This window comes from Ruegeria sp. N7, from assembly GCF_056531345.1.
Map to the genome: position 1 here is coordinate 36,507 of NZ_JBQFLR010000006.1, position 19,687 is coordinate 56,193.

The 19,687-nt window shown below is 56.0% G+C and carries 16 protein-coding genes; 6 read left to right on the top strand and 10 right to left on the bottom strand.

Features of this window, described 5'->3' with window-relative positions; genetic code table 11:
- Nucleotides 1-53: 53 nt before the first annotated feature.
- From ACR0ES_RS09595 to ACR0ES_RS09620, 6 genes are all read left to right on the top strand, one after another.
- Nucleotides 54-1,700, top strand: a complete 1,647-nt coding sequence (locus ACR0ES_RS09595) for an amino acid ABC transporter permease (protein ID WP_480773639.1) — start codon at nucleotides 54-56, stop codon at nucleotides 1,698-1,700.
- Complete coding sequence (locus ACR0ES_RS09600) at nucleotides 1,697-3,682, top strand: beta-galactosidase (RefSeq protein WP_480870442.1); 1,986 nt, start codon at nucleotides 1,697-1,699, stop codon at nucleotides 3,680-3,682. Before ACR0ES_RS09595 ends, ACR0ES_RS09600 begins: the two co-directional genes overlap by 4 nt.
- Before the next feature lie 126 nt (nucleotides 3,683-3,808).
- The gene (locus tag ACR0ES_RS09605) at nucleotides 3,809-4,933 is read left to right on the top strand and encodes an extracellular solute-binding protein (RefSeq protein WP_209507630.1); all 1,125 of its coding nucleotides are present in this window, start codon (nucleotides 3,809-3,811) and stop codon (nucleotides 4,931-4,933) included.
- Nucleotides 4,934-5,049: 116 nt separating this feature from the next.
- Nucleotides 5,050-6,162 carry an ABC transporter ATP-binding protein gene (locus tag ACR0ES_RS09610; RefSeq protein ID WP_480487392.1) on the top strand — a complete coding sequence of 371 codons (1,113 nt, stop codon included), beginning with the start codon at nucleotides 5,050-5,052 and terminating at the stop codon, nucleotides 6,160-6,162.
- A gap of 12 nt (nucleotides 6,163-6,174) precedes the next feature.
- Complete coding sequence (locus ACR0ES_RS09615; protein ID WP_209597330.1) at nucleotides 6,175-7,095, top strand: ABC transporter permease; 921 nt, start codon at nucleotides 6,175-6,177, stop codon at nucleotides 7,093-7,095.
- Nucleotides 7,092-8,360, top strand: a complete 1,269-nt coding sequence (locus tag ACR0ES_RS09620; protein ID WP_480483655.1) for an ABC transporter permease — start codon at nucleotides 7,092-7,094, stop codon at nucleotides 8,358-8,360. The genes ACR0ES_RS09615 and ACR0ES_RS09620 overlap by 4 nt, the downstream gene beginning before the upstream one ends.
- Nucleotides 8,361-8,402: 42 nt before the next feature.
- Here the strand turns inward: ACR0ES_RS09620 and ACR0ES_RS09625 are convergent, their stop codons facing one another.
- From ACR0ES_RS09625 to ACR0ES_RS09670, 10 genes are all read right to left on the bottom strand, one after another.
- Nucleotides 8,403-10,319 (bottom strand): beta-galactosidase, encoded by a 1,917-nt coding sequence (locus tag ACR0ES_RS09625; RefSeq protein ID WP_480870444.1) that lies wholly within the window; start codon nucleotides 10,317-10,319, stop codon nucleotides 8,403-8,405.
- On the bottom strand, nucleotides 10,316-11,176 hold the full coding sequence (locus tag ACR0ES_RS09630) for an SMP-30/gluconolactonase/LRE family protein (protein ID WP_480870447.1): 861 nt from the start codon (nucleotides 11,174-11,176) through the stop codon (nucleotides 10,316-10,318). Before ACR0ES_RS09630 ends, ACR0ES_RS09625 begins: the two co-directional genes overlap by 4 nt.
- On the bottom strand, nucleotides 11,173-11,778 hold the full coding sequence (locus ACR0ES_RS09635) for a 2-dehydro-3-deoxy-6-phosphogalactonate aldolase (RefSeq protein ID WP_480870450.1): 606 nt from the start codon (nucleotides 11,776-11,778) through the stop codon (nucleotides 11,173-11,175). The genes ACR0ES_RS09630 and ACR0ES_RS09635 overlap by 4 nt, the downstream gene beginning before the upstream one ends.
- Nucleotides 11,775-12,668 (bottom strand): 2-dehydro-3-deoxygalactonokinase, encoded by an 894-nt coding sequence (locus ACR0ES_RS09640; RefSeq protein ID WP_480773644.1) that lies wholly within the window; start codon nucleotides 12,666-12,668, stop codon nucleotides 11,775-11,777. The genes ACR0ES_RS09635 and ACR0ES_RS09640 overlap by 4 nt, the downstream gene beginning before the upstream one ends.
- A 4-nt stretch (nucleotides 12,669-12,672) precedes the next feature.
- Complete coding sequence (locus ACR0ES_RS09645) at nucleotides 12,673-13,437, bottom strand: SDR family NAD(P)-dependent oxidoreductase (protein ID WP_267364972.1); 765 nt, start codon at nucleotides 13,435-13,437, stop codon at nucleotides 12,673-12,675.
- Nucleotides 13,437-15,143 (bottom strand): IlvD/Edd family dehydratase, encoded by a 1,707-nt coding sequence (locus tag ACR0ES_RS09650; protein ID WP_480773645.1) that lies wholly within the window; start codon nucleotides 15,141-15,143, stop codon nucleotides 13,437-13,439. The genes ACR0ES_RS09645 and ACR0ES_RS09650 overlap by 1 nt, the downstream gene beginning before the upstream one ends.
- A 59-nt stretch (nucleotides 15,144-15,202) precedes the next feature.
- Nucleotides 15,203-16,543: an alpha-galactosidase gene (gene melA / locus ACR0ES_RS09655; protein ID WP_480483662.1), complete on the bottom strand. Its 1,341-nt coding sequence runs from the start codon at nucleotides 16,541-16,543 to the stop codon at nucleotides 15,203-15,205.
- Nucleotides 16,540-17,388 (bottom strand): carbohydrate ABC transporter permease, encoded by an 849-nt coding sequence (locus ACR0ES_RS09660; RefSeq protein WP_480483663.1) that lies wholly within the window; start codon nucleotides 17,386-17,388, stop codon nucleotides 16,540-16,542. Before ACR0ES_RS09660 ends, melA begins: the two co-directional genes overlap by 4 nt.
- 1 nt (nucleotide 17,389) lies before the next feature.
- Nucleotides 17,390-18,316: a carbohydrate ABC transporter permease gene (locus ACR0ES_RS09665; protein WP_480483664.1), complete on the bottom strand. Its 927-nt coding sequence runs from the start codon at nucleotides 18,314-18,316 to the stop codon at nucleotides 17,390-17,392.
- Nucleotides 18,317-18,409: 93 nt separating this feature from the next.
- The gene (locus ACR0ES_RS09670; RefSeq protein ID WP_480773647.1) at nucleotides 18,410-19,669 is read right to left on the bottom strand and encodes an ABC transporter substrate-binding protein; all 1,260 of its coding nucleotides are present in this window, start codon (nucleotides 19,667-19,669) and stop codon (nucleotides 18,410-18,412) included.
- Nucleotides 19,670-19,687 lie beyond the last annotated feature (18 nt).

The window sequence follows — 19,687 nt, forward strand, 5'->3', positions numbered from 1 at the left end:
TTTTTTGGTCCGGCGGCCAGTGCCGCCGGGCCTTGTCATAGCGGAGAAGTTCCATGTCGCGCCTCAGCACGATCCGCCCGAGTAACCTGGTGTTGCTCGCAGCAGCGCCCTTTATTATCTACTTGTTCGCCACATCCTCAAAATACTTGCGGTCTCTGGTCGCAATTCTGGGGATCGGCACAGATGCGGGGGCCATCTTTGTTGGATTTCTGCTGATTGCGAGCGTTGCGATCCTTGGATATCTTTGCGCACGCTACGTGCGGTTTTCACAAAACTCCCCCGGCTGGTTGCGGCTCTGCGCGCTTGCCGCGTTACCGGCTGCTGCGGCGCTTTTGGTCATCAGCTTTGTTTCTCCTCAACTTCTGATGCCATTTGCGGAGTCGGTCTTCTTTCATGCGCTCAGCGAAAACACCTCGCCCCTCATCGATCGGTCCAATCAGACCTGGGTACTGTTTCCGGACGTGATCGCCAGGGTTCAGACGGGGTTACAGGTTTTCCTGGCGGTTTACGCAGCTGTAGTCGCGCTTTGCCTATTGTCGGCACGTTTGCAGCCACCCTGGCGCGGGCGCGTCTTGTTGGGGTTGGAGAGTCTCACAGGCGCAGTACTGTTTTATCTCATGTTCATGGCTCATTGGCAGTTCGCGACCGGGGTGGCCATTACTTTCCGCGCGGCCATCTTTGCCTATGTCTTCGCGGCCATTCTTGGTTTGGTCTGGGTCGGGTTGCAATCGTTTAAGCCAAAGGCGCGTACTACGGTCGTCTATGGTTCGATCAGTTTGGCATTGCTGGCAGCCTCGGCCTTTTTCTTCATGCAGCCGCAGGTCAGCTTTGTTCTGGTGGGCAGCACCGAGGGGCGTATCGCGGTTGTGCGCGGCACGCCGCAGGCGCAGGCTGACATTATCCGGTTTGGCGAGTTCGAGGGGGCCGGCGGTCAGCAATATCGCATTCGCAGCGCAACCGATGCCACTGCCGCGCTTGAACAAATCGAAACGGTCGACAGTGTCTCGGGCGCTTTTATCCCGGAGGAGGCGCATTCGCAAGGTTATCCGGTCCTGTGGCAAACAAGATTTCTACCCGACAAGTACCGCAATCCAGCCCTGGCATTTGCCGTGCTCGGGTTTTTGTTGCTGACACTGACCATCGGCGGGGCTCAGCATAAGCTGCATCCGCTTGCGGTCGGGGCCGAGTTTTTCGTGGATACGATACGTGGCATTCCGATGCTGGTGATCATTCTTTATATCGGTTTGCCGCTGGCGGGCGCAGTCAAGGATGTTACCGGCGGCGGTATCGATATGACCAATATGACACGGGGGATTATCGCGATCTCGGTTGGTTATTCCGCCTATATGGCCGAAATTTTCCGGTCCGGGATCGAGGCGATACCAAAAGGCCAATTGGAAGCGGGCAGCTCTCTGGGTTTGTCGCGATGGCATACGGCGCGGCTTATCGTTCTGCCGCAAGCCCTGCGGATTGTAACTCCACCGCTTGGCAATGAGTTTATCGCGATGATCAAGGACACGTCATTGCTGTCAATCCTGTCCGTCCGCGACATGACCCAGAGGATGCGAGAATTTCAGGCGGCCAGCTTTCTGCCCTTTGCTCCCTTCAACACGGCGGCAATCCTGTATGTTGTCCTCACACTCGGCTGCGCCAGTTTCTTGAAGTGGATCGAACGACGCACAGCAAAGGACACACGATGAGCGCGCTGGAACTTGGGGTTTGTTACTACCCCGAACAGTGGAACCCTTCGCAATGGCGAGACGATGCCGCCCGAATGGCAGATATGGGGTTGGATTGGGTGCGGATTGCTGAATTCACCTGGGGCCTGATCGAACCCGCGCGCGGTCAGTTCCACTGGGGCTGGCTGGATGAGGTGATTGAGATTTTGGGGCAAGCCGGTCTGCGGGTCATGATGTCCACCCCAACAGCCGCCCCCCCAAAATGGTTGATCGATGAGTACCCCGAAATCCTGCCTGTAGGGCCGGATGGTCGGGTCAGAGGGTTCGGTTCGCGCAGGCATTATTGTTTTTCCAGTGAGGTCTATCTGGCCGAGGCGCAAAGGATCGCAACCGAATACGCTCGCAGATATGGTCAGAATTCGTATGTACAAGCGTGGCAGATCGACAATGAGTATAACGACCACGATACAGTTCTCAGCTATTCCGATGCCGCGCGGACTGGTTTTCAGAACTGGTTGGAGGAACGATATGGTGCAATCGACGTATTGAACGACGCGTGGGGAACCGTTTTCTGGGGGTCGCTTTACTCACGGTTTGGTCAGATCGAACTGCCCAACGGGCTGGTCGCCATGCCCAATCCAGCCCACGCGCTGGATTTCGCGCGCTATTCTTCAGAGCGGGTTCGGCTGTTCAACAAAACGCAGGTGGATGTTCTGCGCAAATATGCGCCGGGCCGGGATATCACCCATAACTTTATGGCAGGCAGTTTCGAGTTCGATCATCACGTCGTGGCTGCTGATCTGGATATTGTCGGGTTCGACAGTTACCCGCTGGGGAACCTATTGGGCTCTTCCCTTTCGGATGAAGAAAAGCGCCGTTATCTGCGCACCGGCGCACCGGACTATCAGGGATTTCATTGTGATTTGTATCGCAGTCAGGGGCGCGGTCGGATGTGGGTTCTGGAACAGCAGCCGGGTCCGGTAGATTGGGCCGATAAGAACCCCTCTCCGGCAGAGGGGATGGTTCGGCTTTGGACCTGGGCGGCCTATGCACATGGCGCGCAAGCCGTGATGTTCTTTCGCTGGCGACAGGCAAAATCTGCTCAAGAACAATACCATACAGCGATATTGCGGTCAGATGGCAGCCTGGATCAGGCTGCTATTGAATTGGCTGAGATCGTAAAGGATCGCGCCATTTTGCCACCCGAGAGGCGGGCAAAAGCGCGGGTTGCAATGCTGCTGGATTATACCTCGATCTGGGCGGCGGATATCCTGCCGCATGACAGGGATTTCCCCAATGTCCAGATTTTTCGCGAGTGGCACACTGCTATTCGTGGTTTTGGGGTCGATCTTGATTTTGTTGGCCCTGAAGATGAACTGAGCGGCTATGCCCTCATCGTATTACCGCAAAGCATGATCGTGACGGCTGACCTTGCAGACAAGCTTGACGCTTCGGGAGCCAAGATACTGATAGGTGCCCGTTCCGGCAGCAAGACATCCGGGTTGAACACTCCTTCCAATCTGGCTCCGGGCGAACTGGCAAAGTTAACAGGTATCCGTGTCACGCGCGTCGAATCACTCCCTTCACTTGCGCAGGAGGCTGTGGTTCTTCACGATGGGCAGCAATTTGAATTCACCGGCTGGCGTGAAATCATCGAGACCAAAGAGCACGTATTGGCCCGCTTCAAGAGCGCTTATTGTGATGCCAGCCCGGCGGTCATCCGTTCTGATCGCACGACCTATCTGGCAATGGTTCCGCGAAATGAGCTTTTGCAGGCGATTGTCGGTGAGGTACTGAATTGGGCTGGGATAAATGCAACGCCTTGCGACCCCGATATGCGCATAACCCAACGCGGCTCGACCTACTACGCGTTCAACTTCAGTGACGTTTCAAAGCCTTTGCCTGTTGGTCGTGAACGTCAAATTCTACTTGGTTCAGATCCGGTCAATCCAAGGAACGTTACCGTTTGGCGGGAGAATGCGGCGCCTCATAATTCAGCTTAGACGTGTCAAATCGTGAAACTGGACATAAGAATTTCGAAAACTGTCACTTTTGGACTGACGGATGGGCGCAGAAAGTCCTATGAATAGAAAACAAAAAAAATCGAGTCCAACAACGGGAGAACACTAATGGTTACCAAGTCATCACTTTCCAGACGCACTGTTTTGAAAGGAGCAGGTGCCGCAGCACTTGCCGCGCCTCTTTACAGCAAGAGCGCACTGGCGTCGTCCGGTGAAATCAATATCCTGATGTGGTCGGATTACCTGCCGCCCAGCTTTATCGAAGAGTTTGAGACCCTTACTGGCATCAAGGTGAACTACACCGGGATCGGCTCAAACGAAGAAATCATCAACAAGATGAAGGCAACCAAAGGTCAGGGCTTTGACATCGTCTCACCGACCAACAACCGCTCGTTGCAGTGGGAGCCTCTGGAGCTGTTGCAGCCCTTTGACATGAACAAGGTTCCGGTCGACTTGGTGAACCCTGCCATGGCCAAAATCGGTACGGATGCTTGGAACTTTGGCGGCGCCGGGGTCCACTGGTTGCCGCATATCTGGGGCACCGAAGGTATTGCATACCGCACCGACTTGTGGCTGCCAGCTGGGGACGCACCATCCTATGGCGACGTCTGGTCGGAAGAAAACGCAGGCAAGACCATGGGCCGCGCGCATTCGATGATGCTTGGCGCTGGTCTCTACATGGAGCGTTCCGGCGAGATGGAACCGGGTTCGGTCTGGGCCGCATATGGCGATGAAGAAACCATGCGCAAGGTCTGGGGTCAGATCACCGACTGGTGCATTGCACGTAAGGATCGCATCAAGCTGATCTGGAACGACGCCGACACGCAGAAGAACGGCCTTCTGAACGAAGGTGTTGTTGTCGGTCAAACCTGGGACGGCCCACCACTGGCACTGAAATCGGCTGGTGAACCGGTGCACTATCAGGCGCCTATCGAAGGGGCGATGGCATGGGTTGACGGGATGTCGATTCCATCCGGCGCGGCGAATATCGACCAGATCTATGCCTTCATCGACTTCGCCTATCAGGCCAAACCTGCCGGTGTTGCCATCGACAGCCACGGGTACAACTCTCCTGTTCTGGGGGCTGACCAGTATTCTGGCGACACTTACAAGAAGAACTTTGCCGAGGCCTATCCGGGCGACTCGCTGGCCAACCTCAACCCGTGGCCGGCCGAAGCACCGTGGTATGCTGAAACGCGGACCGAGTTCGTCAACAAGTTCAAGAGCGCATAAGCGATTTGAAACCATGCCCCTCGCGTTCTGCGGGGGGCAACAATCTGTGCGCCGCTCCGGCGTAACGGAAAGCTATGTGGTGTGGTGACAGCACGCACCTCAGGGAGATACCAAAAATGAGTGCAGGGGTCGGAGTCGATCTGGAAAACCTGTGGATCCGCTTCGGTGACTTCGTCGCCGTGCGCGATGCAAACGTCAATATAAACGGGGGCGATTTCTTTTCGTTCCTCGGGCCCTCGGGTTGCGGAAAAACAACGATCTTAAGGGCTGTTTCCGGCTTTCTCGAGCCTAGCGAAGGCAATGTCCTGATCGGCGGCAAGAACATGCGGGGCATCGGACCTAACAAACGCCCCACTGCTCTGATCTTTCAGAACCTGGCGTTGTTTCCCTTGATGAAGGTCTGGGAGAACATCACGTTCTCGATGGAAATCAAAGGTGCCAGCAGCGCCGAACGGCGCAAGCGCGCTGATGAGCTTTTGGACATGATCGCGCTGCCGGGGCAAGGCGACAAACTTCCCAGCGAATTGTCTGGGGGTCAGCGTCAGCGAGTGGCCATCGCTCGCGCCCTTTGCGCCGAGCCGGATGTTCTGCTTCTTGATGAACCTTTGTCGGCACTTGACCTCAAACTGCGCCAGCACATGCGAACGGAACTGCGTGAGATACAGCAGCGGGTGGGCATTACCTTTATCTACATCACACACGACCAGGGCGAGGCACTGACCATGTCAGACAATATCGCCGTCATGCGTGCAGGTGTGATTGACCAGATTGCCGACGGTAAAACCATCTACAACGATCCCAACACGGCTTTCGCGGCCTCATTTGTCGGCGAAAACAACGTTTTCCGTGGCAAGATCAAACAGGTCATGGGCAACGAGGCGCTGATCTCGACCAACCGCTCGGGCGACCTGGTTGCACGGATATCGACCGCCAACCAAGGCAAGATGAAAGAAGGCGATAGTGCGATGATGTTCATTCGTCCCGAAGCCTTCGCCATTGCGCCCGAGGGGGCTTCGGGTGACCATTTTGTTACCGCGCGGGTCAACCACGAAGAATTCGAAGGCAACGTCTTCAATATCTTTACCGAAGGTGAAGGCGGAAAAGAGATCAAGGTGTCGATCCCGAACCATGGACAATCCTTCGAGGACCACACCGGACAGAACATCACGTTGGAATACAAGACGCATAATGCCGTCATCGTTCCTGCGGGTGAACTGGCTGCAGAATAAGGGGAAATACTCATGCCCCAGTTTCTGAAAGACTTCTTCAATCGCAACGGCACCGGCATGGGAGTGGCGATCCTGGGTCTGGTTCTGTTCTGGACCATCGGCCTGATCATCCTTCCGCAGCTGTCGATGTTGGACTTCTCGTTCCGTCCGAACCTGCCGCCGCCAGAGATCGGCGGACCCAAAGACGTATATACGCTAGAGAACTACAAATATCTGATTTATGGCCCCGAAGGCGGCAGTCAGGACTACAACACCGTTGATCTGAGGGTGTTTTTCCGAACTCTTGTGGCTGCGGTTTTTGTGACGGTTTTCAACCTGATCATCTGCTATCCGATTGCCTATTACCTGGGTCAGGCTGAAGGTAGCCATATTCGTATCTTTGCGATCATGCTGATCATCCCTTACTGGATCAACGAAATCCTGCGCGCCTTTGCGCTGCGCATCATCTTTGGGGAAACAGGTGTGTTGAACACGTTGTTCACGGGACTGGGCATCTGGGATACGCCGTTCGACTTCATTCGCAATGACATCGCGCTCTATGCGGGTCTGGGATACGCCTACATTCTGCTGATGATTTTCCCGATGTATAACGTGATTGAAAGTCTGGACAAAAACCAGATCGAAGCAGCACGCGACCTTGGGGCGCCGTGGTGGCGGATACATTGGCGTGTGGTCATTCCTTATGCCAAGCCGGGGATCAGCTCGGGCTGTACCATGGTCTTCATGTTGTCCGCCGGTGCGTTGGCTGCGCCGCAAATTCTGGGCGGGCCGTCCAGTCTGTGGTTCACCCAACTGATCTATCAGCAGTTCAATGACAACAACGACTGGCCACAGGGCGCCGCCTACGCGATCGTTCTGCTGGTCACTTGTATTCTGTTCGTGCTGGCCATGATGCGCCTGTTCAAAGTGAACATGGGGGATATCGGGAAATGAACAATTCCTTCCTCCGTATAAGCATCTGGGTCTATCTGGCGATCTTCTTCCTGTATCTGCTGGGCCCGCTTGTGATCATGTCGATCACCGCGTTCAACTCGTCCGGCTTCCCCCGAATGAGCCCATGGGAATGTCTGACATTCCAGTGGTTTGGCGAACTGTTTCAGGATCAGCGCATCCTGAACGGTATCAAGAACTCGCTGATCATCGGAATCGGCACAGTGATCCTGTCCGTGGCGATGGGTTTGGCAGGCGCGCTGATGCTGACCCAGATCTGGCCGAAGCTTCGCGCGACCTACTATACTGTCATCATCGCACCGATCCTGATCCCCGGTGTGGTACTTGGTATCTCGACGCTGGTCTTCTGGGACCGGATCAACCGGATGCTGGGGCTGGGTGCAGACAGCTTTCTGTCAAACGGCATCTTCCTGACGGTGATCGGCCAATCCACCTTCATCGCCAGTTACTGCATGCTGGTGCTAGTGGCGCGGTTGCAACGGTACGATGTTGCCTTGACCGAGGCGGCACTGGACCTTGGGGCCAGCCATGCACAGGCTTTCCGCAAGATCCTGCTGCCCTTCATGCGCCCTGCAATCGCCTCGGCAGCGGTGCTGGCATTCTTGGCCTCGTTCGAGAACTACAACACCACCACTTTCACCTTTGGTGAATACCCGACGCTGACGATTGAGCTGGCTCAGAAGGTTCGCTACGGCATCACGCCTGCGATCTCGGCGCTGGCATTCATCATCGTTGCGCTGACGGTTTTCTTCGCTCTGCTTAACGAAGCCAAGCTGAAACGTCAGGAACTGGTGGCCGCGGCGCGTAAGAACGCAACGGTCGAGGAACTGGCTGGAAAGATCAAGCTGCCCAGTTTCTTTGCCGGTAACATGGCCGCCGTGTTGTTGGTCGCATTTGCGGTTGTAACGATCACCGTTATCGGCACAGCGGCGACCTACAGTCCGGCGCAATGCATTGCCGATGTTCGCGAGCAAAAACAGCTGGAAGCGGAACAACGCATTCAGGAACTTCGCAAGCAGCGTGAGGAACGCCGCAAACAGCAGGAGGCGGAAAAAGCCGGGCAGGGTGATGCCCAAACCGCGCCAAAGCCGTCAAATAACAGCGGTTTTGGTAATGTCTTCGCTCCGAACTCGCTGGATGGTAGCGAGAATGAAAGCAACGAAGGTACTTCTGAATCCGAGAGTGAGCCATCCAACAACAGTGGTTTCGGAGGGGTGTTTGACCCCAACAGCCTGAAAAGCGACTAATGCTGTGCTAAGCGGCAACCAACGCAACTGCCCGGACAGGATTCAAATCTGTCCGGGCAGATTGCGCTTCAGGATTTTTACATCACAACCGCCGATGGTCGACCCGTTCCAGACCACCGGTTCAGCGTTATAGTTGATCAGGAACACGTGATCGGCTGTCTCACGCAGTCGCAGTCCTGGCGGCATTGGCTTCAGGCTTAATCCCGTTTCTTCCGCAGCCAGGCCGATGACGCGATCCCATAATATTTCGTTTGGGAAGCCTGCAAGATACCAGAGCCCGTCCCCTGCCATAAGCGCAGGCGCTCCGTCGTCAAAACTCAGAATTTCTTCGGCTGATCCTGAAAGGCGATCAATCCAATGTTGTACCGCGCCGCCACCTCGGACAGTCCGGTTGTTTGCGGGGGGCAGTGTTTCGACCAAATCCACGTTGCAATCCAACCCTTTCAGGCCAGGTCGACCGACGACGGGGATCTGGAAATCACGAGTAATTGCGCCGCTGCGCGGGCCGAGGATTGCCAGATCCGAGTTGTCCGTTAACCTACGCTCCAAATCCGGGTCAATCGTTGCCAGTCCGGGGGCAAGGATCAGTGCATAATGCGCGGACAGGTCATTGGACGAAACGAAATCAATCGACAACCCCGCACGGCGCAATGCACGATAAGATGAGAAGACCAACCGGAAATAATCAAAGCCTGCTCCTTGCGGTAGCGATGTCCAGGCCCAGTCCGAGGGGTAATCAAACAATATGGCAACTTTGGATTGCGCCTGATGCACCTCGCCCAATGTGGATAGCTCATCCGCTGTCTGACGGGCCTCGTGCAAGGCAGGGGCAGGGCGATTGTCCGGTGTTAGCAAACCCGCGTGCATCTGTTCCTGTGCAAAGGGGGCTTGGCGCCATCGAAAGTAGCTCACAACCTCAGCACCGTGGGCGACAGCCTCAAGCGACCACAACCGTACCATTCCGGGCAGGGGTGCCGGGTTATAGGGCGCCCAATTCACCGGACCGGGTTGTTGTTCCATCACCCACCATCGGCCACGGCCTACTGCCCGGTAAAGATCATGGTGAAACGCCTGCATGTCCGGATCGCCTTGCTGAAGAAAGGCGGTCTTGTGGGCTTCGTCATCTTCCAATCGGTCCGATAGAAATCCGATCGGATAACTGTCCCAAGTCGCAATATCCATATCTGCGCCAACCTCGAAATGGTCGAAATCCAGAATACGGCCCATGTAGTTGTGCAACAGCGGCGCATCGGTCAAAGGTCGCAATACATCGACCTGAGCTTTGTTGAATGCCACAACCTGATCTGAACTGAACCGACGGAACGCCAGTACATGAGCGGGGTTAGGCTCGGTTACAGTTTGATTGGGTAAATCAACCTCATCGAAGCTACGGTACTCCATCGACCAGAACACGTTTCCCCAGGCCTTGTTCAGCTGTTCTATGGAACTGTATTGAACAGCCAGCCAGCGCCTGAATGCGTTCAGAGCCGGGGTGCTATAGCTGACGGTTGTGTCGTGACACCCATACTCATTATCGATCTGCCATGCCGCCACATACGGGTTGTGACCATAGCGCTTCCCCAGGACCCTTGCGATACGGACACATTCATCGACATAACCTTGGTGGCTAAAGCAATAATGTCGCCGTGACCCGAATTTGCGCACGTTTCCATGTGCATCCACGGCCAGCATGTCCGGATGTTTGTCCAGCATCCAACGCGGTGGCGTTGCTGTTGGTGTGCCAAGCACGACTTTCAATCCCGCCTCGCCAAGTGTTTCAACCGCATGGTCCAGCCATTCGAATTGCAGGGTTCCGGGGTGGGGCTCCAGCCGGTTCCACGCGAACTCTCCAATGCGTACCCACGAGATGCCGGTGTCCACCATGCGCGCGGCATCTTCCGCCCACATCGCCTCGGGCCAGTGTTCAGGGTAGTAACACACACCAAGTTCCGGCTTCATAATATGATCCTGTGTTCTGCCTGCCCTCGCCCCACGCTTGGCATTGCAAAGGTCATGCCGTTGGTGGGTTGGGATTCAATATCCGCGTTGCTCAACCCCTGGCGCGCTGAGGTGCAGAACAGCGTGCCTAAGCTGTCGCCACCAAAGGCCGGGCAGGAGGTATGTGACGCGTCGAAGGAAATGGCCTTTAGGAATTGACCTCTGGGCGTGTAGGCCGCGACACGTCCAATCCCCCATTGCGCGATCCAGATGTTCCCGTCGGCATCAACCACCGCACCGTCCGGGTTCAGGCCTTCTTTGCGTAGGTCCAGAAATACCGTGCTTTCCCCTTCGGGCCATCCGCTTTCTGCATTCAAGCTCCAGCGCCTGACCTGCCTGACCGTCGTGTCACAGAAATAGGCCACGGATCGATCCGGTGCAAAACAGATTGCATTAGAAATCGTCACACCCGGCACGAGACATCTGAGTGTACCTTTCCAGAACCGATAGATTGATCCGGCCCCGGATTCAGCCTGTTTGCCCATCGTGCCGATCCAGAAACCGCCCCAAGGATCAGCGCGACCGTCATTCGAGCGGGTGATTAGGTTGTCTGCCTCAAGCGGCGTGACCAGCGCTCGATGCCCTGACTTCAAGTCAAACTGCCAAAGACCCGTTTCTGACGCCAAAAGCAATGTGTCACGATCCACCCAGCCTGCGGCAGACACATGTTCATCGAAATCCCAGCTTATCTGATGTTCGCCTTCGCGCGTCATCATGCGTTTGTTGAGAATGTCGAACCAGAAAAGCTGTTGCCGAGCGGGGTGCCATAGCGGACCTTCGCCCAACGCGCATGGGCGGTCGTCAAAGACCGTACTCATCCTGCCGCCTTGTCAAAGGCTGCCACGATTTGCCCCGCGCGTTCTGCGACTTCGACTGTGTCCATGCCGGGTTTGTACAGCGCTGATCCAATCCCGAATCCATCGGCACCGGCTTTGATCCATTGGTCGAAGTTTTCAGGTCCGGCACCACCGACGGCAAAGACGCGTGTTTTCTTGGGCAAGACGGGTCGAAGTGCGGCCAATCCTGCAGGGCCTGCCATGACGCCAGGAAACAGCTTTAGTCCTGTGGCCCCGGCTTTGAGAGCGGCAAAAGCTTCGGTCGGCGTGTAAACACCCGGCCAGCTTTGCATCCCCAACGCCACAGACCGTTTAATCACATCAGCATCATAGTTGGGTGACACGATCAGCCTGCCTCCGCCATTCCGGACGGCGTCCACCTGATCAACCGTCAATACAGTACCTGCGCCTATCAGGGCGTGACCTTCGAAGGCACGGGCCAAGATGGAAACGCTGTCGAGCGGATCAGGCGAATTGAGTGGAACTTCGATCCTGTCGATCCCTGCATCGATGATAACTCTACCAACCGCCTCGGCTTCCTGTGGTTGCAGACCACGCAGAATGGCGATGATGGGGCGGCTCATGCGATTTGCCTTGTCATGTTGCGCGCCAGCGCCAGCCCGGCCAGGGTTGTTTCGGTGGCGTTTGCAGTCTCAACAAAAGCGCCCTGTTGTCTCAGCGCTGCCGCATAGACCCGCGATACGGCTTCTGCGCCGATGATAGCCAGTTGTTGGCCCAGCCAATATGGACGAGTGGCGGCCAATTCAGCACCGATAAGCAGTCCGGACAGCCGTGCGCGCGCGATGTCTTTGTCCTGATCGTGCAGCAGGTCTGCAGCCCGCAAGCCGAACAGGCGCGCAGCCAACTGTTCGGGTTTGGACAATGTATCCGCCACAGCATCTGCAAAGGCATCTTCATCCCATCCTCCACCTATAGAATGCCGCAGAACAGATTGCGCACTTAACAAATCAAAAAGCTCTCCGGTCATGAGCGTCCGAAAGCTCACGATTTCACCTGCGCTGACCTGAACCCATTTCGTATGGGTTCCTGGAAGGCAGAGGACACCATCCCAGTTCTGGCGAGTTCCCAAAAATCCCGCGATTTGTGTTTCTTCGCCCCGCATCACATCCGGCGGGGTCAATTGCTTTAATCCGGGTATGACGAAGGCCCGGATGCGCGGGTCTGTGCTGGGAACACGGACCGGTACTTGCGGCAAGGGCTGCGACGGAACGGTAGAATAAGGTGCTTCGACCCAGCCTTGGCGTGCACCGACCATACCGCAGGCGATCACATCGATGGGGCCATCCTTCAGCCAGTTTTCAACAAGGTCCAACAGGGCGGTCTGGAAACTGCCTGTTCCGATACGTGCCATACCTTTGTCGGACTGCGCGCAGTCCAGAACCGTTGCCCCCTGCATGGCCCAGACCCGCAGGTGAGATGTGCCCCAATCAACGGCGATCCAGTCAGTATTCATTGTGTCACCCTGAAACCACGACGCCGCCATCAACCGCCATACACTGACCGGTCATCGCCCGGCTGGCGTTGGATGCAAGAAACAATGTCGGTGCAACCATGTCTTCGGGCGTCAAATGTTCTTTCAGGCATTGTCGATCCAAATGCGCGGCCAAATCTTCGGGCGTCGCCCACATATCCAGTTGTTTTTGCGTCAAGACCCAACCGGGAGCCAGCGCATTCACACGTATGTTCTTTGGTCCCAGTTCGCGGGCCAAAGACCGAGTCATCCCTGTAATGCCCGCATTTGACGTCGTATAGATCGGATAGCCTGCATTGCCCATCATGTAGCTGATCGAACTGAAGTTGATGATAACGCCGCCTTCTTTCATTTGCCGGGCCGCTTCCTGACAGGCGAAATAATAGGCTTTCAGGTTTACCTCGATCATCCAGTCCCAGAACTCGGTCGTGGTTTCCTCAAGTGTATGGCGTTGGTCATTGGCCGCGTTGTTAACCAAAACGTTCAGGGGGCCGTGGGCTTTGGCGGCTTTGGCCATTGTCGTGTGAAGAAGCTGGGTGTCGGTCATGTCACCCTGCATGAACAGAGGTGCGCGGCCGTGTTTGTCGCGCATCTCTTCGACAAAACCGCTGGCGTCCGATCTGCCGATAAAAGCCACATTGGCCCCCTGAGCCAGAAACCCATCCGTCAATGCTGCGCCCACGCCCGAGCCTCCGCCGGTGATATAGACGGATGACCCGTTCAAGTCATGAAATGTCGCTGCTTGGGTCATCAGTGGCTCTCTCTGGTCACAAGGCGGGTGTCTTTGCCGACGAGGAAATCCAGATCGGCCCCTTGATCGGCCTGCAGCACGTGATCGACGTAAAGTTTGGCATACCCGCGGGAATAATGCGGCTTGTCTGGGTTCCATTGGGCTCGGCGCGCGTCCAATTCTTTTTCGTCCACCAACAGTTCAAGCTTGCCGGCGCTGGCAGATACGCGGATGCGGTCGCCGGTTTTCACCAACGCCAGCGTGCCACCCGCCTGTGCCTCAGGGCTGACATGCAGGATGACGGTGCCATAGGCGGTGCCGGACATGCGGGCATCCGAGATACGGATCATGTCGCGAACGCCTTCCTTCACCAATCTGGCCGGAATCGGCATGTTTCCTACCTCGGGCATCCCGGGATAACCCTTGGGTCCACATCCCTTGAGCACCAGAATGCTTTTGGGTGTGACCGGCAGATCATCCCGGTCGATATTGGCTTTCAGGTCTTCGATGTTTTCGAAAACGAACGCCTCACCCTCGGTTTCAAGAAGGGCATCTGTTGCGGCAGAAGGTTTGACGATGGCTCCGTTGGGCGCAAGATTGCCGCGCAAAACACGAAGGCCAGCAGCGGGCTTCACCGGATCGTTGAAAGGGCGGATGACATCGCGGTTGAAACATTCGGCGCCTTCGAAATGGGCCGAGATGTCCTTGTTCAGAACCGTTCTGGCCGGTCGCAGGAAAGGTTTGAGTTCGCTCAACACAGCCGGAACACCGCCAGCGTAACAGAAATCTTCCATCAGGTATGTGCCCGAGGGCATGCAGTTCACCAGAAGGGGAATCTCTGATCCGATTTCAAAGTCCTTGAGCGTCAGGTCAACGCCCACGCGACCTGCGAGTGCCAGTAGATGCACAACGGCATTGGTCGATCCCCCAACGGCTGCATTGGCGAGGATTGCATTCTCGAAGGCTTCCCTGGTCAAAATGTCCGATGGTTTCAGGTCTTCGTCGACCATTTCGACAATCCGCTTGCCGGTCAAATGGGCTAGGGCCATGCGGCGGGCGTCAACGGCGGGCAGGGCGGCATTGGTGGGCAGGCTCATGCCCATCGCTTCGACCAAAGACGCCATGGTGCTGGCTGTCCCCATGGTCATGCAAACCCCGGCACTGCGGGACATCCCGGATTCCGCGTTCATAAAATCCTGAAGGGTCATCTCTCCGGCACGCACGGCCTCGGAGAACTTCCACACATCGGTTCCTGAGCCAATATCCTGACCGCGATATTTTCCATTCAGCATAGGGCCGGAGCTGACAACGATCGACGGCAGATCGACCGAGGCCGCGCCCATCAATTGGCCCGGCGTGGTCTTGTCGCACCCGCCCAGCAGAACCACACCGTCAATGCCATATGCGCGGATCGACTCTTCGACATCCATGGCCAGCAGATTGCGAAACAGCATGGCTGTGGGTTTCATCTGGGTCTCGCCCAGCGACATGACCGGGAATTCGACGGGAAAGCCCCCGGCCTCCCACACACCGCGCTTTACCCCTTCGGCCAGATCACGCAGGCCGGAATTGCAAGGGGTCAGCTCCGACCATGTGTTGCAGATTCCGATGATTGGCCGCCCATCGAAGGCGTGATCAGGAAAACCCTGATTTTTCATCCAGGATCGATGGATGAACCCATCCTTGTCGAGTTTCCCGTACCAATGCTGTGAGCGGCGTTTTGACATTGTTCTGTGATGCTTTTTTTAGGTCTGGGTGGATTTGAGTATTTGTAAAAAGGTGAAATTCAAGCGGCGCGAGATGGGCGGCACCAATCTGGCAGCCAGTCGGCATGGGCAGACAGAAGGTCGTTCACCAGATTTCGAATTTGGCGCAGGTCCAGTTCGGCGGCGGTGTGCGGGTCCATCATGGCTGCATGATAGATATGCTCGGGGTTCTGGTCGACCAATGCCCTGACTGTGAGTTCCTGAACGTTGATCTGGGTACGCATAAGGGCGATCAGCTGCGCTGGGACGTCTGTGATGACAGAAGGCTGAATGCCATTTGCATCAACCAGACACGGTGTTTCGACAGCAGCCCCCATAGGCAGCTGAGGTATCTGGCCGGTGTTTGGCAGATTGCCATAGGCCACGTAGGCGGTGTCAGAGATGATTGCGTTCATTATGTCTGCCGCAAACTCATGGCTGCGAGTGACGGCTATGTCGCGCCCGTCAGTCACGGTTTTGGCCTGCTCTTTCCAGTTGCTCATCTGTTCCACACAGCGGGTCGGGTATTCATCGAGTGGGATTGAGAATTTCTCGATCAGGTCCGCCCGCCCGTCTTTGATGAACCATGGCACGTATTCTGCCAAATGCTCAGAACTTTCGGTGCAGAAAAAGCCAAGGTGATCCATCACTTCGTAGCGCACCTTGTTGGGGCAGCGCGGCATCAGCAGCGGTGCCTTGGGGATCCTGCCGCTGACATAACCTTGCCGAAGGGCGGGGTATAAATCATGGCCCTGATGCTCAAGCCGCAGGAAGAAGGCGACGTGATTGACGCCCGCGACCTTGTAGCGAATGTCGTCTTTTGACAGGTCCAAATCATGTGCCAGTTCCGCCACCGTGTTCTGAACCGAGTGGCACAGGCCGACCTGCTTCAATGACGGGTATCTCTCGGCCAGTGCCCAGGTGTTGATGGCCATCGGATTGACGTATTGTAGTAGTGTCGCATCAGGGCATAGCTGCATCATGTCATGCGCTACGTCCCACAAGACCGGCACAGTGCGCAGCCCCCGCATGATGCCACCCACGCCCAGCGTATCGGCGATGGTCTGGCGCAGCCCGTATTGTTTGGGGATCTCAAAATCAGTGACGGTACAAGGCTGGTACCCGCCAATCTGAAAGGCAGTGATAACGAAATCGGCACCATCAAGTGCCGCGCGTCGATCCGCATGTGTGGATACTGTCGCGTTTGACCGGACCGAACGGACCATGGCGCGGGCTACAGATTCGCTTTCCGTCAAGCGTACGGGGTCGATATCCATCAGCGCAAAATGACTGTCCGCCAGAGCAGGCGTTAACAGAACATCCCCCACGATGTTCTGCATAAAGATCGTGGAACCTGCTCCGATAAAAGTTATCTTTGTCATTTTACAGCTCCGAGGGTCAGGCCCGCGATAAAGTGCTTTTGCATCAGGAAGAACATGGCAACCGGCGGCAGCGCTGCTACGATCGAGCCCGCGCTCATTAATTGGTAGGCGGCGCGGAACTGGGCGTTGAAACTGGTGATGCCTGCCGTGACAGGTTGGCTTTCCGCGCCCTGTGTCAGGACGACCGCCCAAAAGTAATCGTTCCAGATGAAGGTAAAGATCAGCACGCTGAGTGCGGCTATTGCGGGTTTCATCAACGGCAGCACCACGTACCAGAAGATGCGCCATTCGCTGATACCCTCGACTCGCGCGGCCTCGATTAATTCAAAGGGCAGGGCCCGGATAAAGTTGCGCATGAACAATGTGCAAAAGCCGGTCTGGAAGGCGATGTGGAACAAGACGAGGCCGGTTTTTGTGTTGTAGAGGCCTAAATCCAGTGTCAGGTCGCGCACAGGCACCATCAGGATCTGGAATGGCACGAAATTGCCGGCTACGAACATAAAGAAAATCCATAGGTTCGATTTGAATTTGTAGATGCCTAGTGCAAAGCCGGTCATGGAACTGAGAGCAACGGCACCGATTACCGTAGGAATGGTGATCATGAAAGAGTTCAGCAAATATCGCGGCATGTCCGAGTTGAAGAACACCAGCCCGTAATTGACTGCACCTTCAAAACTGGATGGCAAGCCCCAATAGTTGGCGTTGGTGAAATCCGCCGCTGGTTTGACCGAAAACAGAGCCACCGCCAGCAGGGGCCCCAGCCACAGCAACAATGCAAGTGGCAGCATCGCCTGATAGGTGATCTGCGCGGCGCGAGGTTGTTTTTCGATGGGTTTGGGAAACATCTCAGTGCCCCCTTTCTTCGCGATACATCGACCAGAGGAAATAGGCGATGAAGCAGAGCATAATCAGGAAAAGCACCACAGCGATTGCCGCGCCATACCCCATGCGGAAGCCATATTCAGATAGGGCGACTTCGAACATGTAATAGGCCAGCACGCGGGAGGATCCGAACGGCCCGCCCTGTGTCATGATTGAGATCAGGTCGAAACTGCGCAGCGCTCCGATGATTGTCACGACGAATGCAATGAAAGTCGCCGGGCGCAACTGCGGCAGAATGATGTGCCACAGCATTCTCAAGCCTTTGGCACCGTCCAGGCGCCCGGCTTCGATCTGTTCGGGGTCGACGGCATTCAGACCGGTGAGGTAGAGGATCATGCAATAGGCGGTTTGCGGCCAAAGGCCCGCGACGATGATGCCGTAGGTGACCAAACGTTCGTCGCCCAGCACATTCAAGGGGCCTATTCCAAATAAGCCAAGAAGCTCATTCAGAAGACCAAAAGTCGGGTCGTAAAACCACGTGAATACGAGGCCAACGACAACCTGAGAAATGACAAATGGAAAGAAAAACAGCGATTTGTAAAGGCGGATACCCCAGACTGTCTGGTTCAGAAACAAGGCAATGAACAGGCCCGCCGGAATGGCCAGAAGGTATAGGATCAACCAGATCAGATTGTTTTTGAGCGAGATATAGAATGCGTCCCGGTCAACCCATTCCCAATACAAATCTTCATAGTTGCGCATGCCTACATATTCGGCGGCACCCAACCCATCCCACTCGTAAAGTGACAGGTTGAAGGATTGGAAGACCGGAATGATCACGTAGACCATAAAGAACAGCAGGCCCGGAGCCAGAAATAGCCACGGCGCGATGCGCTGTTGGTTTCTGTGGAACCAGCTTTCCTGTTCTGGGGCGTCGGCGGCAGTGGTCATGGGTGTCCCGGATTTTCTTGAGGTGAAGGCGGGCTGAAGCCCGCCCTACAAAGCGGGTCAAATGGGCCGGGCTTCAGCCCGGCCCAAGCCTGATCAGTTGTCGTAGATACGCTCTCGCGCGCGTTCCAGCTTGGCCAGAATACGGTCAACATTGTCTGGTTTAACCATGAATTCCTGGAAACCTTCCATTGACACTTTGGCCATTTCAGCCGGTGCGTCGCGGTCCCAGAACTGAGCCACTCCGCCGGGGCTGTTGGTCGAGAGCATCGAAAAGCCCTGCTGCAAGAATTTGTCATCATCCACCGAAGATTGCGCGTTCACCGGCAACTGACCGAGGTTCGATCCGTTGTTGATCTCGGTCTGTTCATCCGACGAGACAACAAAGCGCAGGAATTCACGCGCTGCTTCTTTGTTCGAGGCATTCGCCGGGATATGGAATGTATCGGTCGGCGCGTCTTCAGCCAGTTCGACATCAGGATTGATCGACACGAATTGGTAGAAATCCAGCTGATCGTCTGTCAGCCCTGCTTCACGCAAAGGCGCGACTGCGAAGTTGCCCATCAGATAAGCAGCGGCCTCTCCGTTGACCATGAATGGCAAAGCCTCCTGCCAGCTATAGGTCTGATGGTTATCAATGAAGGCCCCCATGTCGATCAACTGCTTCCAGTTGGCAAAGGTCTGCTTGACCCGGTCATCTTCCCAGCTGATTTCACCATTGGCCAGCTGGTTGTGAAAATCAAACCCGTTGGTGCGCATGTTCAGGTAGTCGAACCAGCCACCAGCGGTCCACAGGAACTTGGTGCCGATAGTATAGCAGGCGCGGCCGGAATCGACGATCTTCTGACAGTTTGCCAGCTCTTCTTCCCACGTCGTCGGTTCGCTGAGGCCCAGCTCATCAAAGATATCTTTGCGGTAGTAAACGCCCCACTGGTAGTAGGTATAGGGCACGCCCCATTGTTTGCCGTCGATGGTCATCGCGCCTTTGGTCGAAGCCAGGTTCTCGGCAATTTCGGGCTCGGCCCACAGGTCTGATACGTCTTCAAACAGGCCAGCCTCGACATACGGCTTCATACGGTTGGCGGCGTACCAAGTGGCCACGTCAGGTGTGTCAGCCGTCAGAAAGTTGCGGATCTGGGTCTTATACGCTTCGCGGTCGATAACCGTGGTTTCAATCTCCAGGCCGGGGTGCTGCGCTGCAAACCGTTCGATCATCGCTTCCATCGTTGCGCGCGGGGCCGGGTTTGACGTGTCTAGGAATATCCGAAGCTCTCCGGTCAGGTCAGCCGCCGCCGGTGCCGCCATAGCAACGCCAAGTGCCAGCGCAGCGGTTGTGCGCTTGAAAGTGGAATACATGGTTTCCTCCCTGTTGTC

Coding starts and splice junctions, on each gene's coding strand:
- ACR0ES_RS09595 (WP_480773639.1), top strand. CDS start 54: ATGTCGCGCCTCAGCACGATCCGCCCGAGTAACCTGGTGTTGCTCGCA.
- ACR0ES_RS09600 (WP_480870442.1), top strand. CDS start 1,697: ATGAGCGCGCTGGAACTTGGGGTTTGTTACTACCCCGAACAGTGGAAC.
- ACR0ES_RS09605 (WP_209507630.1), top strand. CDS start 3,809: ATGGTTACCAAGTCATCACTTTCCAGACGCACTGTTTTGAAAGGAGCA.
- ACR0ES_RS09610 (WP_480487392.1), top strand. CDS start 5,050: ATGAGTGCAGGGGTCGGAGTCGATCTGGAAAACCTGTGGATCCGCTTC.
- ACR0ES_RS09615 (WP_209597330.1), top strand. CDS start 6,175: ATGCCCCAGTTTCTGAAAGACTTCTTCAATCGCAACGGCACCGGCATG.
- ACR0ES_RS09620 (WP_480483655.1), top strand. CDS start 7,092: ATGAACAATTCCTTCCTCCGTATAAGCATCTGGGTCTATCTGGCGATC.
- ACR0ES_RS09625 (WP_480870444.1), bottom strand. CDS start 10,319: ATGAAGCCGGAACTTGGTGTGTGTTACTACCCTGAACACTGGCCCGAG.
- ACR0ES_RS09630 (WP_480870447.1), bottom strand. CDS start 11,176: ATGAGTACGGTCTTTGACGACCGCCCATGCGCGTTGGGCGAAGGTCCG.
- ACR0ES_RS09635 (WP_480870450.1), bottom strand. CDS start 11,778: ATGAGCCGCCCCATCATCGCCATTCTGCGTGGTCTGCAACCACAGGAA.
- ACR0ES_RS09640 (WP_480773644.1), bottom strand. CDS start 12,668: ATGAATACTGACTGGATCGCCGTTGATTGGGGCACATCTCACCTGCGG.
- ACR0ES_RS09645 (WP_267364972.1), bottom strand. CDS start 13,437: ATGACCCAAGCAGCGACATTTCATGACTTGAACGGGTCATCCGTCTAT.
- ACR0ES_RS09650 (WP_480773645.1), bottom strand. CDS start 15,143: ATGTCAAAACGCCGCTCACAGCATTGGTACGGGAAACTCGACAAGGAT.
- melA (WP_480483662.1), bottom strand. CDS start 16,543: ATGACAAAGATAACTTTTATCGGAGCAGGTTCCACGATCTTTATGCAG.
- ACR0ES_RS09660 (WP_480483663.1), bottom strand. CDS start 17,388: ATGTTTCCCAAACCCATCGAAAAACAACCTCGCGCCGCGCAGATCACC.
- ACR0ES_RS09665 (WP_480483664.1), bottom strand. CDS start 18,316: ATGACCACTGCCGCCGACGCCCCAGAACAGGAAAGCTGGTTCCACAGA.
- ACR0ES_RS09670 (WP_480773647.1), bottom strand. CDS start 19,669: ATGTATTCCACTTTCAAGCGCACAACCGCTGCGCTGGCACTTGGCGTT.